The following is a 20,847-nucleotide window of genomic DNA, read 5'->3' on the forward strand; positions in this document are numbered from 1 at the left end:
AATTACCTCCCATCTTTTACAGCAGTCATGATAGAATTAAGCTCTCCACTTACCCTTTGCACAAGGGCATAGTAATACAACTGATTCTTAGCTAAATTTGCCATTTCGGCATCTATGTCTACATTATTTCCATCTAACCTCATGGAAGTGTCATTTACTTGAATAATTTCCGGTTGTATGGAATCAATAGCAGGTGGGCCAATAGGAATGTGCTTAGGGTTTGTAACATAACCTCTTAACTTTGTACCATTTATAGCATCTTTTAAAATATCCTCAAATTTGACTTCAGACCTTTTGAAATTAGGAGTATCCACATTAGCGATGTTATTGGCAATCACATTGTTTCTTACAGTGGCTGCGTACAATCCCTTTTGTAATAAATCTATATTTTCAATTCCTAAATCCAGCATTTTCTCGCCTCCTCTTATTCGACCACACTATACTTAATTCGACAAACAAACCAAAAATCCTGCTAAAATAAGCCAAAAAATAAATATTTAACTTTGTTCTAACACTGCCTTTTTTGTAAAATAATATCAATTTTTATCGAATAATATTATATCATGCCGTAATAGTTTACACCATAAGAAAAAAGTCCTATTTTTATAGACTCTTTTACATAAAATTAAGTCTCCTGCTTTCATGCTAAAGTACAACCCCATGCATAAAAGCGGAGACTTATATTTTTCAATAAGGGTTTAAATTTATCTTTTCATTTTCTCTAACTCTTCTAATAATTTATCGTTTAGTACCCTTATATGGGTACCTTTCATTCCTAAAGACCTTGACTCAATTATGCCAGCACTTTCAAACTTTCTAAGGGCATTTACAATTACAGACCTTGTAATACCTACTTTATCTGCTATTTTACTTGCAACTAATAATCCTTCTTTTCCATTTAGCTCTTCAAAAATATTTTTTATAGCTTCTAATTCGGAGTAAGAAAGTGTTCCTAGTGCCATTTGAACAACTGCTCTTTTTCTCGCTTCATCCTCTATTTCTTCATTTTTTGACCTTAAAATTTCAAGGCCAACTACTGTAGCACCGTATTCTGCTAATATCAAGTCATCGTCAGTAAATTCTTTTACCCCTCTTGATAAGGCTAAAGTTCCTAACCTGTCTCCACCGCCATTGACAGGTACTATAGTCAAAATTAAATCTGATAAAACTTTATCCTCTTTAAAAAGATTACCTTTATCATTAGCCAGCGTCTCCGTCACTCGCAAAAGTTTGTCATTATATTCTTCAGGTATTATTTTACTTTGAGCAAAAATGTCATTTCCATAATCTTTTAATATACTATAACCCAATACTTTACCCTTTCTACTCAAAATATATACGTTGGCCTCAATGACATCTTTTAAAATATTGGCCATTTCATTAAAATCAACTGGTTGAATTCCTGTTTTTTGCAAAATTCGATTTACTTTTCTAGTTTTTTCTAATAGTGTGCTCATATTTCTAATCCTCCTATGTTTTTATTTTTTATTATCATAAAATGTATTTACTAACTTCGTATTTATTTAGACTATCTTTTAATTGCTCTTTTACATACTCTTCAGTTATCACTATTTGCTGCCCCCCCAATTCTGGCGCATTAAAAGATAATTCTTCAAACAACTTCTCCATGACAGTGTGCAATCTTCTTGCGCCAATGTCCTCCGATTGTTGATTTATAAGATATGCTACTTCTGCAATAGCCTCAATTGCTTCATCAGTGTATTTAACTTCTATTCCTTCTGTTCTTAAAAGCTCTTGATACTGTTTTGTAAGAGCATTTTTAGGCTCCTTTAATATTCTTATAAAGTCCTCTTTTGTGAGAGGTTTTAAATTAACTCTTACAGGAAATCTTCCTTGTAGCTCAGGGATTAAATCAGACACTTTTGCAACGTTAAAAGCACCAGCTGCTATAAACAATATATGGTCTGTCTTAACAGGACCGTATTTTGTCATTACTGTACAACCTTCAATTATAGGAAGAATATCCCTTTGAACTCCTTCCCTTGATACATCTGGTCCTGCTGTATAACCGCTGCTGGCAATTTTGTCAATTTCATCTATGAAAATTATTCCATCGTTTTCTGCTCTTTTAATAGCCTCTTCAATTACTTCATCCATATCTATAAGGTTTTGAGCTTCTTCAGACTCTAGAATTCTTTTTGCTTCATACACAGGAACTTTTTTAATTTTTTTCTTTTTAGGTAAAATGTCAGCAAATATATCTTGCAAATTTATGTTCATTTCTTCGGACCCTAAATTAGTATACATCTCAAGCATTGGTGTAGATGTATCTGTTACTTCTATTTCCACTACATAATTATCTAGCTCGCCATTTCTTAACTTTTGCCTTATTTCTTCTCTTTTGTATTGCATACTTTCTTCTTCTGTCTCTTCACTTTTCTCGGCAGAAGGATAATTAAACAATACTTCAAAAGGATTTTTAGTTTGTTTTTTTCTTTTTCCAATTATGTAATCAATTAGCCTATCTTCTGCAATTTTCTTCGCTTTTTCAGTAACTTTTTTTAATTTTTCCTCTTTTACCATTCTTACAGCAGCCTCTACAAGGTCTCTCACCATGGAATCTACATCTCGTCCTACGTATCCTACCTCAGTAAACTTAGTAGCCTCCACTTTTACAAAAGGAGCTTCTACTAATTTCGCAATTCTTCGAGCAATTTCTGTCTTTCCTACTCCAGTAGGGCCTACCATAATTATATTTTTGGGGGTCACTTCTTCTTTAAAATCGTCAGGTAAAAGATTTCTCCTATATCTATTTCTTAAAGCCACTGCTACTGACTTTTTAGCTTCCTTTTGTCCTACAATATACTTATCTAATTCCTCTACAATCTCCTTGGGAGTATAATTCTTCACTTAGAGCACCCCCTATAAAGTCTCAACTGTTATGTTGTTATTAGTGTAAACACAAATCTTTGAAGCTATCTCTAAAGCTTTTTTTGCTATATCTTCTGTATCTAAATCAGTATTATACCGTAGCGCCAAGGCTGCAGCCATAGCATAATTTCCTCCAGATCCTATCCCAATCACATCCTCATCTGGCTCAATAACTTCACCAGTGCCAGAAATAAGTAAAGTATCCTTTTTATCTACCGCAATCAAAAGAGCTTCTAACTTTCTTAAAATCTTGTCTTTTCTCCATTCCTGTGCCAATTCTACTGCTGCTCTTTTTAAATTACCTCCATACTGCTCAAGTTTTTCTTCAAATTTTTGCGAAAGAGTCAAAGCATCAGCTACCGAACCAGCAAATCCTACTATTACTTCTCCATTATACAATCTTCTAATTTTTTTCGCTCCATGTTTTAAAATTGTATTTTCTCCAAAGGTAATCTGTCCATCACCAGCCACTGATACTTTATCGCCTTTTCTCACAGCAATTATGGTAGTACCCTTAAACATGTTTACACCCCTTTAGATAGTTTAATATTAACACATTTTTCACAATGCTTCAAGAATTAATTCAAAATTTTTGTTAAATTCATTTAACTTCTTTTTGATAATCACATCCTGGATTAGAACATTTTAGTATATGTACATTTTTTGTATTTTTTTCTATTAACATGCTACCACAAACAGGACATTTTTCCTCAACAGGTTTGTCCCACAATATAAAATCGCAATCAGGTGCATTTTCGCAAGCGTAATAAGTTCGGCCTTTTTTGCTCTTTTTCTTTACAATTTCTCCACCACATTTAGGGCATTTAACACCAACCTTTTCGTATAAAGGTTTTGTATTTTTGCATTCAGGAAAACCAGAACAAGCAAGAAATTTTCCATACCTGCCTTTCTTTACAACCATATTTCTTCCACAAAGTTCACATTTAATGTCTGTTACTTCTACTTCTTCCTTTACCTCTATCTCTTCCATTTGTTCTTCTGCAATCTTCAAAGTTTTGTAAAAGTCTTTATAAAACTCTTCCACTACTTCATACCATTTCACTTGACCTTCTTCAATCTTATCTAGCTGCTCTTCCATCTCAGCAGTAAATTTTACATCTACAATTTTTGAAAAGAACTCCTTTAATGCGTCTGTTACAATAAAACCTAATTCTGTAGGTTTTAAATTCTTTTTATCTTTTACCACATATCCTCTTTCTAACAAAGTAGAGATAGTAGGAGCATAAGTGCTGGGACGACCTATTCCTTTTTCCTCCAATTCTTTAATCAAAGAAGCTTCTGTATATCGAGGCGGAGGCTGGGTAAAATGTTGCATTGGCTTTAATTCCTCTAAAAACAATTTGGTCCCTTTTTGAAGTACAGGTACAGTTTTTTCTTCCTCTTCTTGCATATCTGTTCCTTCTACATACACTGTCATAAAACCTAAAAATTTAATGCTAGACCCTGAGGCTTTAAAAACATATCCATTATTTACTATGTCCATAGAAACAGTATCGTAAATTGCAGGTGCCATTTGACTTGCTATGAATCTACTCCAAACTAGTTTGTACAATTTATATTGGTCTGGTGTTAGGGAATCTTTTATACTTTCCGGATCCCTATAAATAGAAGTAGGTCTTATAGCCTCGTGAGCATCCTGCACATTGGCTCTTTTAGAAGCATAATTTGCTTCAGGATTGGCATACTCTTTTCCAAACTTTTCAACTATATATTTATATACCTCTGCCTTAGCTTCATTTGCGACCCTTGTAGAATCAGTCCTTATATAAGTAATAAGACCTACACTGCCTTCTCCTTTGATTTCTACCCCCTCATATAATTGTTGTGCAATTAACATAGTTTTTTTTGCAGTAAATCCCAATTTTCTCGAAGCTTCTTGTTGTAAAGTACTAGTGATAAAAGGTGGAGAAGGATTTCTCTTTTTGACACCTGTTTTTACTTTATCTATAATGTATTCTTCAGACAATGCTGCTAATATTTTGTCTACATCTTCTTTTGTCTTTAACTCAACTTTATCCTCTTTGGTACCGTAGAATTTTGCTTCAAACTTGCCAGAGTTTTTCTTATCAGAGAGAATCACGGTAATACTCCAATATTCTTCTGGCACAAAGGCTTCTATTTCTCTTTCTCTGTCGCAGATAAGCCTAGCTGCTACTGATTGAACTCTGCCTGCACTTAATCCCCTCTTTATTTTTTTCCAAAGAAGGGGACTTATTTTATATCCTACTAATCTATCAAGAATTCTCCTGGCTTGTTGCGCATCTACCAAATTTAAATCTATAGAGCGAGGGCTTTTAAGAGCAGTTTGCACTGCATTTTTTGTGATCTCGTGAAATTCTATGCGACAAGGCTCCTCAATATTCAAATTTAACAATTGGGCAATATGCCAGGAAATTGCTTCTCCTTCTCTGTCAGGGTCAGTGGCCAAAAAAATTTTATCTGCATCCTTTGCTTCTTTTTTTAAATTCTCTATAATAGCCCCTTTTCCCCGAATAGTTATGTACCTAGGAGCAAAATTGTTTTCAATATCGATACCTAATTGACTTTTAGGCAAATCCCTAACATGTCCCATGGAGGCTGCTACTTTAAAATTTTTGCCTAAAAATTTAGATATAGTCTTAGCTTTAGCTGGAGATTCCACAATAACTAGAGATTTTGCCATTTCGACACCTCCAAAACAATTTATAATTATATCAAAGTTTTTGACAATTATCAAAATATTTTTTTCTCATATTTATTGCCAGGAAGTTTTTCAATCATACCTTTTAACATTAAAGAAGATAAAATTGCATTAACTTTTGAGATTTTTATTTTCACATAGCCTGCTATTTCTTCTATATCTCTTGGAGCTTCACAAATAAAATCGTACACTTCTTTCTCTTCCTCCGTCAGAGAAGACATAAGATTTTCCTCAATCTTTTGTTGTACATCCTCTCTTAAATTAAATTCTTCTAAAATATCCTCAACACCAATTACAATTTTCGCACCTTGTTTTATGAGCTCATTTGTTCCTCTGCTATAAGCACTCGTTATATTCCCAGGTACTGCAAAAACCTCTCTTCCTTGTTCTAAGGCAAATTGAGCCGTCAATAAAGATCCACTTTTTATTCCTGCTTCTATCACAACTACCCCAAGAGATAACCCGCTTATGATTCTATTCCTCAGAGGAAAATTTTGTGGCAGCGGAGGAGCATCAAGAGGAAACTCTGAAACCAGCAATCCCTCCTCACTAATTTGCTCCATCAGCTTTTTATTTTCTCTTGGATAAACTATGTTTATGCCATTTCCCAAAACAGCAATAGTTTTTCCTCTTTCCTTCAACGCTCCTATATGAGAAAAACTATCAATTCCTCTTGCCATACCACTTACAACTGTTATACCTCTTTCTGACAGCTCATATGCCAATTTTTGTGCCACTTGTTTTCCATAAAAAGTAGCATTTCTTGAGCCCACCATGGCAATGCACAAATTATCTTTTAAATTTATATTCCCCTTCAAATATAAAACAGGAGGTGGATCATAAATATTTTTTAATTCTTTCGGATATTCCTCCTCTTCTAATGTATATACACTTATTTTTAAATTTTGCAATCTTTCTATATAATCAAAAGGGTTCAACTTCTGAGCTTCTATTATATTTTGTACTAATTTTCTATTTCCTATTGCTTTAAAAATATCAATTTCTTTTGCTTTATAGACACCTTCCGCAGTTTTGAAAAATTCCATCAATTGAACAAAACTTTTATACCCTATTCCTTTGACAGTACTTAACCATATTTTAAAAATCTTTTCCCTTTCCATAATTGCTCCCCTTTAACATCGTTTTCCCTAATTATCTTTATTATAATACATAACCTGTGATAAAATAAAGAAAAAAGAAAGGTGATACAATGTCAAACTTATATAACCTACGCCAACTCAAAAACTATTTATACCAAAATCCCTTTTGTGACTTTCAATCTCTCAGCTTAAATGAAGCGGCTAAAAAGTGGCTTGAAAAAGAAACAGAAAGAATAAATAATCTAAAATACTATGAAAATCAATTATATCAATTAAATTTAAATTTCATTGCTGGAGTAGACGAAGCAGGAAGAGGACCCTTAGTAGGGCCAATTGTTGCTGCTTGTGTGATATTGCCAAAAGAAGTTTTTATCCCGGAAATAAACGATTCCAAAAAATTATCTGAAGAAAAAAGAGAAGTATTGTCAGAGGTAATAAAAAAAGTAGCTATCTCGTATGCCATTGGAATAGTTGATTGCGAAGAAATTGATAAAATAAATATATTAAATGCTACCTACAAAGCCATGCAGATTGCTATTTCAAAAATACAACAAAAAATTGATTACCTTTTAGTAGATGCTATTACCATTCCTCAAATAGAGATAAATCAAAAAGCGATAGTAAAAGGAGATTCAAAAAGTATTTCTATAGCTGCTGCCTCTATACTGGCAAAGGTTGAAAGAGATAAAATAATGAAAGAATACCACAAAATCTATCCTCAGTATAATTTTGAAAAAAACAAAGGTTATGGTACAAAAGAACATATTGAAGCTTTAAAAAAATACGGTCCCTGTCCTATCCACAGAAAGACTTTTATTGAAAAAATTCTGAAAGGATGAAAAACATTGAACAAAAAAACAATAGGCAGCTTAGGAGAAAAAATAGCTGCCCAATATCTATTAAAATCAGGTTATAAAATTTTAGAGAAAAATTTTAAATGCAAAATTGGGGAAATAGATATAATAGCTCTATTCAAAAAAGAAATAGTTTTTGTAGAGGTAAAAACAAGAACCTCTATCTCTTTTGGAACTGGAAGTGAAGCTGTAAATTTTCATAAACAACAAAGAATATTGAAAATTGCCCAGTTGTACTTGGCTTCAACAGAAAAATTTCGAAATTTTCAGCCTCGTTTTGACGTGATTGAGGTTTATTTAAATCCTGATACATTAGCCTTTGAAAAACTAAGTCATTTCCCAAACGCCTTTTTAATCTTTTAATATCAATCCCATCTTTTCTTTTACTTCTTTCAAAGTTTTTTCTGCAACAGCTTGAGCTCTTTCCGCCCCTTCCTTTAAAACCTTCAAAACATAATCTCTACTGAGGTCTTTATAATTTTTTTGTATAACAGTCAATTTATCTATTACAACCTCTGCTAATTCTTTCTTTAAAGTGCCATAACCCTGTCCTTTAAATTTATTTACAACTTCTTCTATTTCCATACCTGTAAATAAACTATAAATAGTCAAAAGATTGCTAACACCCGGTTTGTTTTCCCAATCAATCCTTATTTCAGTCTCAGAATCAGTCACTGCTCTCATTATTTTCTTTTTGATTACAGAAGGCTCATCCAAAAGATTGATTCTGTTATTTGGATCACTGTCACTTTTACTCATCTTTTTAGTAGGGTCAGTAAGACTCATTATTCTCGCACCAAGTTTTAAAATCATAGGCTCAGGAACTACAAAAGTTTCACCAAATCTGTTGTTAAAACGCTGCGCAATGTCTCTTGTCAGTTCTAAGTGCTGCTTTTGGTCTTCTCCTACAGGAACATAATGGGTATTGTATAAAAGTATATCTGCTGCCATCAAGTCCGGATATGTAAAAAGTCCAACTGAAACAGATTCCTTTCCTTTGCTTTTATCCTTAAATTGTGTCATCCTGCTCAATTCACCAAAATAGGTTATACATTGTAGCAACCATGCCAATTCTGCATGGGCAGGAACGTGAGACTGAATAAAAATGGTAACTTTTTTAGGATCTAAACCTATTGCAAGGTAAAGTGCTGCCAATTCAATAGTTTTTTCCTTTAAAACTTTAGGGTCTTGAGGAACTGTTAAAGCATGTAAATCAACGGCACAAAAAAAGCATTCATAATCATCTTGTAGCGCAACAAATTGCCTCATTGCTCCCAAATAATTACCTATGTGAATGTCTCCCGTTGGTTGTACTCCTGAAAAAACTCTTTTCAAGCTATCAACTCCTTTTCAATTGAGTATTTTATGTCGTTTAGAAAAAATTATAAGAGAAAATTTCAAAATTTGCAATGAAATTTAAAATAATTCCCTCATAAATCCTTTTCCATGAACTTCGGCTACATCTAATATAGAGATAAAAGCATTTTCATCTATTTGGTGTACAATAAGTTTAAGCTGTGGAAGCTGTGTTAAAGACACAATGGAATATAAAACCTTTTTGTTCTCTTTGGTATAAGCACCCTCTCCATGAAGCAAAGTAACCCCTCTTTTTAATGTAGTCATTATTTCTTTGCTCACTTCTTCTACTTTATCAGTAACCACCAGCACCATTTTTTGTCTATTAAAACCTTTTATAGTTTTATCCACCATGTAGGAAGTAATGTACATTGAGACAAGAGTGTAAAGAGCACTGGTCAAACCAAAAAATATAGCTCCAATGGCTACGATAAAAAAGTTAACAATAAAAGAAATATGCCCAATTTCAAAATTATCATATTTCTTTTTTACAATTACAGAAATTATATCTAAACCGCCAGTTGACCCGTGATTACTAAAAACTATTCCCATACCTAAACCATTTAACACTCCGCCGTATAAACTTAAAAGTAATGGATCATTTATATGTAATATATTTTTTATTGAATAAGTAAGCACCAAAAACAAAGAAAGTGATACAGTACCTATAATAGTAAAAATTGTAAACCTTAAATTTACTTTTTTATAGCTCAAAATTAAAAGTGGGATGTTTAGCAAAAATATAGTGTATCCTGCAGGAAACTTGGTTAAATACTGTATAATAAGTGCAATACCAGAGACTCCTCCACTTAAAAGTTTAGCATGAACAATAAACATGTTAATACCAATAGCAGACATTAAAGTCCCTATAAGAATAAAGAAAATATTTTTTATACTTTCCCTATTAAAAAAACTTGTTATCTCCAAAGCTAACACCTTCTTATCACATTTGAGAATTAATTACTTTACATAAAATTTTTATTGTAATTTTTATTTATACCAATATTTGCTATCAACAATTCTATACTGTAATGCTTCTGCTACATGCTCAAACTTAATATTTTCTGCACCTTCCAAATCAGCAATTGTACGAGCAACTTTTAAAATTTTATTATATCCTCTTGCACTTAAATAAAACTTCTCGAAAGCCTCATTTAAAAATTTTTTAGTATCTTCATCAAGTTTGCAATATTTTTTTAACATATTTCCTTTTAATTGAGAATTAAAGTATATACCAGTACCTTTATACCTTTTAAGTTGCATTTCTCGTGCTTTTATAACTCGTTCGCGAACTTCCTTGGAACTTTCCGATGGCGTTTCTTCTTCGAAATATTTATCTTTTTTAAGAGGTTTTACCTCCACATGTAAATCAATTCTATCTAACAAAGGTCCTGAAATTTTATTTTGGTATCTTCTTATTTCATTTACACTACAATGGCATTCGTGAGTATCATCGCCATAATAGCCACAAGGACAAGGATTCATAGCTAAAATTAAAATAAATTTACTTGGATAACTAAAGCTACCATTTACACGAGTAATTGTAACCACTTCATCTTCTAACGGCTGCCTTAAAACTTCTATTGCATCTTTTTTAAATTCAGGAATCTCATCTAAAAATAACACTCCATAGTGGGCAAGGGATACTTCCCCAGGCTTAGGATATTTTCCTCCCCCAACTAAAGCAACTGTAGAGATAGTATGATGAGGAGCTCTAAAAGGTCGAGTAGTGATAAGAGGTGTACCTTTTGGAAGCAATCCTGCTATACTGTATATCTTGGTAACTTCTAAAGCCTCTTCAAAACTTAACTGAGGAAGAATAGTAGGAAAACGCCTTGCCAACATAGTTTTACCCGCTCCAGGAGGGCCAATCATTAGCACATTGTGGCCTCCGGCAGCGGCAATCTCAAGTACCCTTTTTGCATTTTCTTGTCCTTTTACTTCAGCAAAATCTACGTCGTATTCTACATTATCAAAAAAACTATTAATATCTAAAGTAAAAGATTCTATTTCCCTATCTCCATTTAAAAATTCAACCACTTCTTTTAAATTTTTCATAGGATATACTTTTATCCCCTCAACAACTGCCGCTTCATAAGCATTTTCATAAGGAACAACAATAGAGGATATACCTTTTTCCTTTGCCCCGATTACCATTGGCAGTATACCATTTACGCCTCTTAGACTTCCGTCCAAAGAAAGTTCACCTACAAAGGCTATATCTTCCTTTTCCTCTTTTATCTCCTCTGTGCATTTTAAAATTCCTATTGCCAAAGGCAAATCAAAAGCAGTACCTTCTTTTTTAGTATCCGCTGGTGCTAAATTTACAGTAATTTTTTTGAGGGGAAATTCAAAGCCACTGTTTTTGATAGCAGACCTTACTCTGTCTCTTGCTTCCTTAACTTCTGTATCGCCCAAGCCCACAATATCAAAAGAAGGAATTCCTGTAGATAAATCTACCTCCACCTCTACCACATAGGCATTTATCCCTAAGACTGCCATACTTTTTACTTTAGAAAGCATAAAAATCCCCCTTATGGTCTTTCCAGAGAAATCTTCCCCAGTTTTCCCTTGCGAAAATCCTCCAGCAAAATATGAGAAGTTTTTAATGTATCTACTTCTCCACCTGCAATTAAACAACCTCTTTTTCTACCTATTTCTTTTAAAAGTTCAAAATCTTCATCTACTATTTTATCAATTTTATAGCGGGACATCAAATAATTGGGATAATACTTTTTTAAGATTGCTACTAAGTTTAATGCTATTTCTTCTATGTCCAATATTTCATCTTTTATAGCTCCAGTAATTGCTAACATAATTCCTACTTTTTTATCGTCAAATTTTGGCCAGAGTATGCCAGGAGTGTCCAAAAGGTCGAAATAAGGAGTTTTTATCCAATGCAAAGCCCTTGTAACCCCCGGCTTATCGCCAGTCTTTGCCCTTTTACTGCCAATTAATTTATTAATAAAAGTAGATTTACCGACATTTGGAACACCTACAATCATTCCTCTCAGCCTTGGAATCATTCCTTTTTGCTTTTTTTTATCCAAAATATCTTGACAAACTCTCTGAGTTGCTTCATTTATCTCTTTAAGGCCAAATCCTGTAATTGAATTAACTTTTACCGCTTCTATTCCCTTTTCTTTAAAATATTCTATCCATAAATCCGTAATTACATCATCAGCCAAATCAGCTTTATTGAGAAGAATGATCCTTTTTTTATTTTTTACAATATCATCAATATCTGGGTTTCTACTGCTTTTAGGTATTCTCGCATCTACTATTTCGTATACTACATCTACTAACTTAAGGTTAGAAACTATCTCCTTTTTAGATTTTGCCATATGTCCAGGATACCACTGTATCATGTCTAATTCCTCCACATATTTAAAAAAGGGGTTTTAACCCCTTTTTACATTAATTCCTTTATCTTTGTAGCAGCTTTTCCTACTCTCTTTCTCAAATAATACAATTTTGCTCTTCTGACTTTACCTCTCCTTATAACCTCTATCTTTTCAATTCTTGGAGAGTGAAGTGGAAAAGTCCTTTCAACTCCAACGCCATAAGATACACGTCTTACAGTGAAAGTCTCTCTTAAACCTGATCCACTCTTTTTAATTACTATCCCTTCAAAAGGCTGAATTCTTTCCCTATCTCCTTCAATAACCTTATAATGTACCCTTATAGTATCTCCTACATTAAAAGGAGTTAAGTCTTTTCTCATCTGCTGACTTTCAACTGCTTTTATTAAGTCCATTATTTTTCCCTCCTTCCACCTTCTAAATGTCAAATCCTTTTTCTCTTAAAAACTTTTTATCTTCTTCAGTCAAAACAGCCTTTTTAAGCAAATCAGGCCGTTTTAAAAGAGTTATCTCTAAAGACTTTTGCCTTCGCCATTTAGCTATTTCGGCATGATTACCACTTAGTAAAATTTCTGGCACCTTCATACCTCTAAAAACTTCTGGCCTTGTATACTGTGGATATTCCAATAAATTATTAGCAAAGGATTCTTCTATAGCGCTTTGAGGGTGTGAAAGTACTCCTTCAATAAGTCTTGTTACAGCGTCAATGATAGCCATGGCGGCTATCTCTCCGCCTGTCAATATAAAATCTCCTAAAGAAATTTCTTCATCAATAACAGAATAGACTCTTTCATCTATTCCTTCATAGTGTCCACACAAAAGGGCTATTCTTTCTAATTTAGACATCTTAACCGCCATTTCCTGATTAAAAATTTTACCTTTAGGACCAAGGTAATATACAGGGATATTTCCTTGACTTTTTACAAATTCAATTGCATCAAAGAGAGGCTGAGGCATCATCACCATTCCTGGCCCGCCTCCATAAGGATAATCATCTACTCTTTTGTGTTTATCCTTTGAAAAATCTCTTATATTTATCAAATTAACTTTTATTTTTCCTTTTTCAATAGCCCTTTTCAATATACTATAGGATAAAACACTATCAAACATTTCAGGAAATAGGGTTAAAACGTCAAAAATCATCATAGCCCCTCCAGAAGGTGGACCACCATTACTTTATTGTCAACATCAACTTTTTTGACCACTTCTTTTATAGCAGGAATTAGTATTTCCCTCTCCTCAGTTTTTATTACATACACATCATTTGCACCTGTCTTAAGTACCTCTACCAATGTACCCAGAAAACTTCCTTCTTCTGTATACACCTTCATCCCGACTAAATCTTTGATGAAATATTCATTTTCTTCTAACTCCAAAGCATTTTGAGAGTCAACTTTTAAAAAGGCCCCTTTTAATTTTTCTGCATCGCCTCTAGTATCAATTCCTTTTAATTTTACACAAACTCCTTTAGATATAATCTTGACATATTCAATGTCATATTTGTGGGGCCTTTGTTGGTCATCAAAAATCCATACATACTCAAGGTCATAAAACCTTTCGGGAACATTGGTAAGAGGATATACTTTAACTTCGCCCTTAATGCCATGGGCAGAAGTAACTTTTCCTACATTATAATAATCAGCCATACCACCACCTAGATTATCTCAACAATCACACGTTTCTTTTCTTTTAAGGCAGCAGCTTTAACCAATGTGCGAATTGCTTGAGCAATCCTTCCCTGTTTCCCAATTACCTTTCCCATATCTTCGGGAGCAACTTTAAGCTCTATGATAACAGATTGCTGTCCTTCTATTTCATTGACTTCTACAGCATCAGGATTGTCAACTAACGCTTTGGCTATAGTTTTAACCAATTCTCCCATTATTACACCTCCTCACAAGAGAGGATTATTGAGATGCACTATTGCCAATTATACCTTCTTTTTTAAACAGTGACTTTACAGTATCTGAAGGTTGGGCACCAACACTAAGCCACTTTTTAGCCTTTTCAACATCTATTTTTATTTCAGCAGGCTGGGCTATAGGATTGTAATATCCTATCTCATCAATAAACCTTCCATCTCTTGGTGACCTTGAATCTGCTACTACTATCCTGTAAAAAGGTCTTTTCTTAGCCCCAAACCTTTTTAATCTTATTCTGACTGCCACTTTCTCACCTCCTTCAAAAGTTGCCCACCTTCCGATATCATCTAAAGAAAGGCAGCCTCATTTTACCTTTCTTTAGGTCTTTGTCAATATCAGCAAATTTCTTCATCATCTTTTTAGTTTCTTCAAACTGTTTTAAGAGGCTATTTACCTGTTGGATGGTGGTACCGCTGCCTTTGGCTATTCTTTTCTTTCTACTGCCATTTATAATAGAAGGGTTTTGCCTTTCTTCTTTAGTCATAGATTGAATAATGGCTTCTATCCTCTTTAAGTCTTTTTCAGAAATGTCTACATTTTTAAGCATGTTTTTGTTCATTCCAGGGATCATACTGAGAAGTTGGTCTAAAGGCCCCATATTTTTAAGACTCTGCAATTGTTCCAAGAAATCTTCCAATGTAAACTGTTTTGTTAAAAGCTTTTGACCTAACTCTTGTGCCTTTTTCTCATCAATTGCTGCTTGGGCCTTTTCAATTAAAGTCAAAACATCTCCCATTCCCAAAATACGAGAGGCCATTCTATCAGGATAAAAAGGCTCTAAATCTGTCAACTTTTCGCCTGTACCCACATATTTTATGGGTTTTTGTGTAACAGCCTTAATAGAAAGAGCTGCTCCACCCCTCGTATCTCCATCCAATTTTGTCAATATAACTCCTGTTATATCTAGCCTTTCATTAAAGGAAGACGCTACATTCACTGCGTCTTGACCTGTCATCGCATCTACTACTAACAAAATTTCATCTGGTTGTACTGCTTTTTTTATATTTACAAGTTCCTCCATTAATTCTTCATCTATGTGAAGCCTACCCGCAGTATCTATGATAATTACGTCAGAGTTATGAGACCTTGCATAATCAATAGAAGCTTTTGCAATATCAACAGGATTTACTTTGTCCCCCATTGTAAAAACTGGTACATTTACATTAGCTCCCACAACCTGTAACTGCTTTATGGCAGCCGGTCTGACGACGTCACAGGCTACTAGTAGGGGATTTTTTCCCTGCTTCTTTAACAAGTTTGCCAATTTCCCACAAGCAGTGGTCTTTCCAGAACCTTGAAGTCCAACCATCATTATAACTGCAGGAACTTTATTCCCTATATTTAACCGGCTTTGAGTAGACCCCATAAGGGCTATAAGCTCATCATTGACTATCTTTATCACCTGTTGCCCCGGGGTCAGGCTTTCCATCACTTCTTGCCCTAAAGCTTTTTCTGTAACAGAGTTTATAAAGTCTTTTACTACCTTAAAGTTGACATCCGCTTCTAAGAGGGCAACTTTTACTTCCCTCATAGCTTCTTTTATATCTTTTTCTGTGAGTTTTCCTTTTCCTCTTAACTTTTTAAAGATTTCCTGCAGCCTTTCAGATAGGCTTTCAAAAGCCATTAAAATTTACCTCCTACGGATTTAGCTCCTCTATTTCACGAGCTATCTCCTCAATAATTTTTAAAATTTCTGGGTCTCTTTCTCTTTGCCGTATTATTTTAATGCCCTTTTCTATCTTATCCAGTTTATTCATTATTTCTTGATGTCTTTTTACCAATCCTAATTTTTCCTCAAAAAACTCTAACGAGCTTTCTGCTCTTTTTAAGGTATCATAAACCCCTTGCCGCGAGATATCCAAAAGTTCGGAAATTTCTCCAAGAGAATAATCATTTAAATAGTACATCTCAAAAATTTCTCTTTGCTTATCTGTAAGCAAAGCACCATAAAAATCATACAAAAGAGTCATAAATAAAAAATCATCATCCACAAAAATCCCACCCGTTAAGGTCCTAACCTTTACATTAAGATTTTATATGAAGGGCTGCTTTTTGTCAAGCTGTGTTTTTTCATTTTTTTACGATTTAATTTACTGAAAAATAGCAGAAACGAAAGATTTTGCATCAAAAGCTTGCAAATCCTCTATTCCTTCCCCAATTCCTATATATCTTATAGGTACATTTAATTCTGATTTTATAGCTACCACAATTCCACCTTTTGCCGTTCCATCTAATTTGGTAAGTACAATACCGGTTATATCAGAAACTTCTTTAAATATTTTCGCCTGTTGAAGAGCATTTTGACCAGTTGTAGCATCTAAAACTAAAAAGGTTTCTACTCTCGCTTCAGGATATTCCCTATCTATAACTTTGCGTATTTTCCTCAATTCCTCCATCAGATTCTTTTTATTATGCAGTCTACCTGCAGTATCACAAATAAGTATATCTATTTCCCTTGCTTTTGAGGCTTGAATGCCATCAAAAATAACAGAAGCTGGATCTGAGCCTTCTTGGTGTTTGATAATTGGACAGTTAACTCTCTCTGCCCATATTTCTAACTGGTCAATAGCTGCAGCTCTAAAAGTATCACCTGCTGCTAGCATAACTTTTTTGCCTTCTTTTTTGTACAAATAAGCTAATTTTCCAATTGTAGTAGTCTTTCCTACTCCATTTACCCCAACGTTCAATATCACCATAGGAGAAGTCAAGGTAAAAGGTTCTACATCCTTTTGCAAAATTTCATAAACTTCTTCAGCTAAAAGTTCTTTTATTTGAGACGCATCATAAATCTTTCTTTCTTTTGCCTTTTGACGTATTCCTTCTATAATCTTAGAAGTAGTACTAATACCTATATCAGCTAAAATTAAAATCTCTTCTAATTCTTCCAAAAGTTCTTCGTCAATTTTTCTACCTATTGTAACAATACTATCTATTTTAGAAGTCAAATTTTCTCTTGTTTTTAAAAGTCCTTCTTTAATCTTTTGAAAAAAACCTTTTTTTTCAGCAGTTTCGGATTCTTTTTTAGATTTGTCAAAAAAATTAAGCATGTTTTACCAAGCCTCCTATTTTGTCGTCAGTATTTAGTTTAAGGGATAACAATTTGGAAACTCCTTTTTCTTGCATTGTTACACCGTATATCGCATCTGCCACCATCATTGTCCCTTTTCTGTGGCTTACAACTATAAACTGAGTATCTCTTGACAATTCTTTCAGAAACTCAGCAAATCTCTCCACATTTGCATCATCTAATGCTGCATCTATCTCATCCAATATACAAAAAGGAGTAGGTTTTATAATTAGCATTGCAAATAAAAGGGAAATAGCAACTAATGCCTTTTCTCCTCCTGAAAGAAGAGAAAGGGTTTGCAATTTCTTTCCTGGGGGCTGTGCTTTAATTTCTATACCTGTTTCTAAAAGATTGTCTTCATCAGTAAGTATTAACTCTGCATTACCCCCTCCAAAAAGTCGCCTAAACGTCTCCTTAAATTGAATCTGTAGGATTTCAAAACCATCTTTAAATTTTGTTTTGATAATTTTATTTGCTTCTTCGATTACAGAAATTAAAGATTCCTTTGCCTTTATAATATCTTCCATCTGAGATTTTAAAAAATCATACCTTTCCTTTACCTCTTTATATTCTTCAATAGCATCTATATTCACATTACCTAATCCTTTTATAGCCTTTGCCAAATGATCTGCTCTTTGTCTTAATTTTGAAATCTCGCCTTCTTCAGCTTCTTCAAAAGCTCTGTCTAAGGTCAATTCATATTCTTCCCAAAGCCTATTTTTGATATTGTCAATCTCTATCTGGAATCTTTGCATTTCCATTTCTACCTTATGAAATTCTTCATTAATATTAGTAAATTCTTGTTGTAAAATCGAAAATTTTTCTTTACGCTTTTGTAAATCTTCTTCTTCTTGGAAAATATTATCTTCTAAAGAAGAAATATCTTTTTGAATTTTTTCTACTTCTTGTTGTAATTTATATATTTCTCCTTGCAACTTTTCCCTATCTAAACTCAAATTGACCTTTAAGCTTTCTATTTCTTTAATATTCTTTTCCTTCTCTACTATATTGTTTTTTTCTCTATCAAATTCTTGTCGTTTATCTTTTAAGTTATGAAGTTCATTCTGGAGCTTTTGTTCGATTTTAGCGATTTCAATCTTCAAAGCAGTGATTTCTTTGTCTAAAATTGCTAAATTTTCCTCTCCTTTATTGTTTTTTTCTTTAAAACCATTGATCAAAGCATCCAATCGTTCTTTTTCTTTTTCTAAGCTTTCTAACTCTTTTAAAAACCGGTCAATTTCTTGTTGATAATTTCTAACATTTTCCTTTAATTCATCAATTTCTAAAGTATAATTTTCTAGTTGATTTAATAAATTTCCTATTTCTTTTTCTAATGAAATCCTCCTTTGCTCATTAGAAGTTATATTGTAGCTAATATCAGAAATTTCTTTGTTGAATAATTCTATTTGCTCCTCTTCATGAATTTTATCATTTATTTTTTGCCCAATTTCTTCCACCAATATTTCTTGTTGATTTTTTAAACTATCAATTTCTTTTTTCAGTTTAGTTATCTCTTCTTTTCTCTTAAAGATGCTTTGAAGTTTAGGTTTTAAACTGCCACCGGTTATTGCACCCCCTGGATTTATAACTTCTCCTTCTAATGTTACAATTTTATAAGCTTGATTATATTTTTTAGATAACCTCACTGCATTTTCAATGGTATCTACTATAATAACACGACCTAACAAAAAATTAAAAATTTCTTCTAAATTATCGTTATACTTTATTAGCTTAGAAGCAACTCCAATTACGCCTTTCTCAGTCAAAATATTGCTTTCCTGTTGAGAAAGACCCCTCCCACGGATTAAATCAAGAGGCAAAAAAGTAGCTCTTCCTAAATCTTTTTGTTTTAACCTTTCAATAATTTCCGCTACTCCCTCAGAAGATTTTATAACTATATTCTGTATACTTGAGCCCAATGCTACCTCAATTGCTGTGCTATAAGTATTTTCAACCTCTAAAAGTTCCCCCACTACTCCTATTATATTTTCCTTAAAAGAAGGAATATTTTCAGAGAGTTTTAACAAGTTCCGCACAGTTCCACTATAGCCTTCGTAATTTTTATCCATCTCCTCTAAAATAGAAAGTCGTGACCTTTTTCTTTCAATTTCTTCTTTAATAACTTTTAAAGTATCTTCTCTCAAAATCAGCTCACTATCAATTTTTTGTAAAGCTTGCTGTTTAGTAACCCTTTGCTGATTCTTTTTATCCAGTTCTTTTTGTAAAATTTGTAATTCTTCAACAATTTTATTTTTTTCTTTATCCAAAATTTCTATTCGATTTTGAATTTCCTCTATATGCTTTTTTAAATTTTGCTGCCTACTTATTGCCTCTTCCTTTAGAGAATTGTTCAAAGACAATTTTCCTTTCACATCTGCTATGCTATTTAAAATTTCAATTATATCTTCCTTAGCTTTTTCAACTTCTTCTATCTCATTCTTTTGTTTCTTTTGCAAACTTACATATTCTTCTTGAAATTGTCTTAACTTTTCTTCCAATTCTTCCTTGTTTGCATGTAAAAGGGCTACATTAGACTCTATCCTTTTAAGTTCTTCCTTTAAAACTCTTTCCCGTTTTGCAGCTTTTTCTAACTCCTCTCTGTAAAGCTCTGTGGTTTCTTCCAAATTTCTAAGCTTCTCTATTATTAATTCCCTTTTTCCTGAGACTATCTCTATCTCTCTTAACTTATTGTGATATTCCTCTTTTTTACTGCCCAATTGCTGTTTTAAGTCATGAATTTCTTTTTCTTTATATAACAAATTCTCCTCTTGATTGATTTTATGTATTTTTTTTACATCTAATTGATTTTTTAAGTTCTCATATTTTCCTTTTAAAGCATCGTACTGATTCATAGACCTCTTTGCTAATTGAATATATAAACTTATATCTGCTTTCCTTTTTTCCTTGTGGAGTTTTAAAAACTCTTCTGCCTTGCTTTTTTGCGTTTCCAAAGTAGTAAGCTGCTTCTCTAATTCTACAACTATATCGTTTAAACGAAGTAGATTATCATTAGCTGCTGTGAGTTTCCTTTCTGCTTCTTCTTTTTTATATCTGTACTTTGAAATACCTATTGCTTCCTCAAAAATTTGTCTTCTATCTTCTGGTCTTGCAGATAGGATCTCGTCTATTCTCCCTTGTCCTATTATTGAATAGCCTTCTTTTCCTACTCCTGTATCTAAAAAAAGCTCGTATATGTCCTTAAGACGGCAAGGAGTTTTATTTATAAAAAACTCACTTTCGCCAGATCTAAAAATTTTTCTGGTAATAACTACCTCTGTATAATCAAAAGGAAGATAACCATCGGAATTATCAAGGGTGAGATTTATTTCACAAAAACCTAAAGGTTTTCTATTCTCGCTACCTGCAAAAATTACATCCTCTAACTTAGAACCTCTTAAACTTTTGATACTTTGTTCTCCCAGAACTAATCTAATAGCGTCAGAAATATTACTTTTGCCACTTCCATTTGGACCTACAATTGCTGTTACACCTTTTTCAAAATTAAGAGTTACTTTGTCTGCAAAAGACTTAAAGCCTTGAAGTTCAAGTTTCTTAAGGTACATACCACCACTCCTTATGCACCTTCCATTTTA

General features: G+C 33.2%; 21 protein-coding genes. 2 read left to right on the top strand and 19 right to left on the bottom strand.

The window, feature by feature from the left end; translation table 11 throughout:
- Positions 1-2: 2 nt before the first annotated feature.
- The 6 genes from flgB to dprA all read right to left on the bottom strand — a co-directional run bounded on the left by flgB (position 3) and on the right by dprA (position 6,714).
- Entirely contained in the window at positions 3-410 is a 408-nt protein-coding gene (gene flgB / locus EB239_RS09700; protein ID WP_003866698.1) for a flagellar basal body rod protein FlgB, read from the bottom strand.
- Between the two features lie 294 nt (positions 411-704).
- On the bottom strand, positions 705-1,457 hold the full coding sequence (gene codY / locus EB239_RS09705) for a GTP-sensing pleiotropic transcriptional regulator CodY (protein WP_003869175.1): 753 nt from the start codon (positions 1,455-1,457) through the stop codon (positions 705-707).
- Between the two features lie 34 nt (positions 1,458-1,491).
- Complete coding sequence (hslU, locus tag EB239_RS09710; protein ID WP_003869176.1) at positions 1,492-2,871, bottom strand: ATP-dependent protease ATPase subunit HslU; 1,380 nt, start codon at positions 2,869-2,871, stop codon at positions 1,492-1,494.
- Positions 2,872-2,883: 12 nt separating this feature from the next.
- Positions 2,884-3,414, bottom strand: coding sequence for an ATP-dependent protease subunit HslV (gene hslV / locus EB239_RS09715; RefSeq protein WP_003869177.1), 531 nt, complete (start codon positions 3,412-3,414; stop codon positions 2,884-2,886).
- A 79-nt stretch (positions 3,415-3,493) separates the two neighbouring features.
- Positions 3,494-5,575: a type I DNA topoisomerase gene (topA, locus tag EB239_RS09720; RefSeq protein WP_003869178.1), complete on the bottom strand. Its 2,082-nt coding sequence runs from the start codon at positions 5,573-5,575 to the stop codon at positions 3,494-3,496.
- Between the two features lie 50 nt (positions 5,576-5,625).
- Positions 5,626-6,714: a DNA-processing protein DprA gene (dprA, locus tag EB239_RS09725; protein WP_003869179.1), complete on the bottom strand. Its 1,089-nt coding sequence runs from the start codon at positions 6,712-6,714 to the stop codon at positions 5,626-5,628.
- Between the two features lie 89 nt (positions 6,715-6,803).
- Between dprA and EB239_RS09730 the strand changes: the two genes are divergently transcribed.
- Both EB239_RS09730 and EB239_RS09735 read left to right on the top strand, forming a co-directional pair.
- Complete coding sequence (locus tag EB239_RS09730; protein ID WP_003869180.1) at positions 6,804-7,532, top strand: ribonuclease HII; 729 nt, start codon at positions 6,804-6,806, stop codon at positions 7,530-7,532.
- A 6-nt stretch (positions 7,533-7,538) separates the two neighbouring features.
- The gene (locus tag EB239_RS09735) at positions 7,539-7,910 is read left to right on the top strand and encodes a YraN family protein (protein WP_003869181.1); all 372 of its coding nucleotides are present in this window, start codon (positions 7,539-7,541) and stop codon (positions 7,908-7,910) included.
- Here EB239_RS09735 and trpS read toward each other — a convergent pair.
- The 13 genes from trpS to smc all read right to left on the bottom strand — a co-directional run bounded on the left by trpS (position 7,899) and on the right by smc (position 20,817).
- The gene (trpS, locus tag EB239_RS09740) at positions 7,899-8,882 is read right to left on the bottom strand and encodes a tryptophan--tRNA ligase (protein WP_003869182.1); all 984 of its coding nucleotides are present in this window, start codon (positions 8,880-8,882) and stop codon (positions 7,899-7,901) included. The genes EB239_RS09735 and trpS overlap by 12 nt on opposite strands.
- A gap of 81 nt (positions 8,883-8,963) precedes the next feature.
- Positions 8,964-9,830: a YitT family protein gene (locus EB239_RS09745; protein WP_003869183.1), complete on the bottom strand. Its 867-nt coding sequence runs from the start codon at positions 9,828-9,830 to the stop codon at positions 8,964-8,966.
- Positions 9,831-9,893: 63 nt separating this feature from the next.
- A complete protein-coding gene (locus EB239_RS09750) occupies positions 9,894-11,426 on the bottom strand; it encodes a YifB family Mg chelatase-like AAA ATPase (protein ID WP_003869184.1) in 1,533 nt (510 codons plus the stop codon).
- Positions 11,427-11,437: 11 nt separating this feature from the next.
- A complete protein-coding gene (gene ylqF / locus EB239_RS09755) occupies positions 11,438-12,271 on the bottom strand; it encodes a ribosome biogenesis GTPase YlqF (protein ID WP_003869185.1) in 834 nt (277 codons plus the stop codon).
- A gap of 44 nt (positions 12,272-12,315) precedes the next feature.
- Positions 12,316-12,660: a 50S ribosomal protein L19 gene (gene rplS, locus EB239_RS09760; RefSeq protein WP_003866683.1), complete on the bottom strand. Its 345-nt coding sequence runs from the start codon at positions 12,658-12,660 to the stop codon at positions 12,316-12,318.
- 22 nt (positions 12,661-12,682) lie between these two features.
- Entirely contained in the window at positions 12,683-13,408 is a 726-nt protein-coding gene (trmD, locus tag EB239_RS09765; RefSeq protein ID WP_003869186.1) for a tRNA (guanosine(37)-N1)-methyltransferase TrmD, read from the bottom strand.
- The gene (gene rimM, locus EB239_RS09770) at positions 13,408-13,911 is read right to left on the bottom strand and encodes a ribosome maturation factor RimM (protein ID WP_003866681.1); all 504 of its coding nucleotides are present in this window, start codon (positions 13,909-13,911) and stop codon (positions 13,408-13,410) included. Before rimM ends, trmD begins: the two co-directional genes overlap by 1 nt.
- An 8-nt stretch (positions 13,912-13,919) precedes the next feature.
- A complete protein-coding gene (locus tag EB239_RS09775; protein ID WP_003866680.1) occupies positions 13,920-14,147 on the bottom strand; it encodes a KH domain-containing protein in 228 nt (75 codons plus the stop codon).
- Positions 14,148-14,172: 25 nt separating this feature from the next.
- Positions 14,173-14,433, bottom strand: a complete 261-nt coding sequence (rpsP, locus tag EB239_RS09780; RefSeq protein WP_003866679.1) for a 30S ribosomal protein S16 — start codon at positions 14,431-14,433, stop codon at positions 14,173-14,175.
- Between the two features lie 37 nt (positions 14,434-14,470).
- Complete coding sequence (gene ffh / locus EB239_RS09785) at positions 14,471-15,811, bottom strand: signal recognition particle protein (protein ID WP_003869187.1); 1,341 nt, start codon at positions 15,809-15,811, stop codon at positions 14,471-14,473.
- Between the two features lie 13 nt (positions 15,812-15,824).
- Positions 15,825-16,178: a putative DNA-binding protein gene (locus EB239_RS09790; RefSeq protein ID WP_003869188.1), complete on the bottom strand. Its 354-nt coding sequence runs from the start codon at positions 16,176-16,178 to the stop codon at positions 15,825-15,827.
- A gap of 99 nt (positions 16,179-16,277) precedes the next feature.
- Positions 16,278-17,234, bottom strand: a complete 957-nt coding sequence (gene ftsY, locus EB239_RS09795) for a signal recognition particle-docking protein FtsY (protein ID WP_003869189.1) — start codon at positions 17,232-17,234, stop codon at positions 16,278-16,280.
- Positions 17,227-20,817, bottom strand: a complete 3,591-nt coding sequence (smc, locus tag EB239_RS09800) for a chromosome segregation protein SMC (RefSeq protein WP_003869190.1) — start codon at positions 20,815-20,817, stop codon at positions 17,227-17,229. Before smc ends, ftsY begins: the two co-directional genes overlap by 8 nt.
- Between the last annotated feature and the right edge of the window lie 30 nt (positions 20,818-20,847).

Origin of the sequence: Thermoanaerobacter ethanolicus JW 200 (assembly GCF_003722315.1) — a bacterium.
In the GTDB taxonomy this organism is placed as follows: domain Bacteria; phylum Bacillota; class Thermoanaerobacteria; order Thermoanaerobacterales; family Thermoanaerobacteraceae; genus Thermoanaerobacter; species Thermoanaerobacter ethanolicus.

What these genes read in the sequence shown, in the direction of transcription:
- dprA (WP_003869179.1), bottom strand. Translation starts at nt 6,714, where the DNA reads ATGGAAAGGGAAAAGATTTTTAAAATATGGTTAAGTACTGTCAAAGGA.
- EB239_RS09775 (WP_003866680.1), bottom strand. Translation starts at nt 14,147, where the DNA reads ATGGGAGAATTGGTTAAAACTATAGCCAAAGCGTTAGTTGACAATCCT.
- ylqF (WP_003869185.1), bottom strand. Translation starts at nt 12,271, where the DNA reads ATGATACAGTGGTATCCTGGACATATGGCAAAATCTAAAAAGGAGATA.
- ffh (WP_003869187.1), bottom strand. Translation starts at nt 15,811, where the DNA reads ATGGCTTTTGAAAGCCTATCTGAAAGGCTGCAGGAAATCTTTAAAAAG.
- EB239_RS09730 (WP_003869180.1), top strand. Translation starts at nt 6,804, where the DNA reads ATGTCAAACTTATATAACCTACGCCAACTCAAAAACTATTTATACCAA.
- codY (WP_003869175.1), bottom strand. Translation starts at nt 1,457, where the DNA reads ATGAGCACACTATTAGAAAAAACTAGAAAAGTAAATCGAATTTTGCAA.
- EB239_RS09750 (WP_003869184.1), bottom strand. Translation starts at nt 11,426, where the DNA reads ATGCTTTCTAAAGTAAAAAGTATGGCAGTCTTAGGGATAAATGCCTAT.
- smc (WP_003869190.1), bottom strand. Translation starts at nt 20,817, where the DNA reads ATGTACCTTAAGAAACTTGAACTTCAAGGCTTTAAGTCTTTTGCAGAC.
- rplS (WP_003866683.1), bottom strand. Translation starts at nt 12,660, where the DNA reads ATGGACTTAATAAAAGCAGTTGAAAGTCAGCAGATGAGAAAAGACTTA.
- flgB (WP_003866698.1), bottom strand. Translation starts at nt 410, where the DNA reads ATGCTGGATTTAGGAATTGAAAATATAGATTTATTACAAAAGGGATTG.
- trmD (WP_003869186.1), bottom strand. Translation starts at nt 13,408, where the DNA reads ATGATTTTTGACGTTTTAACCCTATTTCCTGAAATGTTTGATAGTGTT.
- topA (WP_003869178.1), bottom strand. Translation starts at nt 5,575, where the DNA reads ATGGCAAAATCTCTAGTTATTGTGGAATCTCCAGCTAAAGCTAAGACT.
- rimM (WP_003866681.1), bottom strand. Translation starts at nt 13,911, where the DNA reads ATGGCTGATTATTATAATGTAGGAAAAGTTACTTCTGCCCATGGCATT.
- ftsY (WP_003869189.1), bottom strand. Translation starts at nt 17,234, where the DNA reads ATGCTTAATTTTTTTGACAAATCTAAAAAAGAATCCGAAACTGCTGAA.
- hslV (WP_003869177.1), bottom strand. Translation starts at nt 3,414, where the DNA reads ATGTTTAAGGGTACTACCATAATTGCTGTGAGAAAAGGCGATAAAGTA.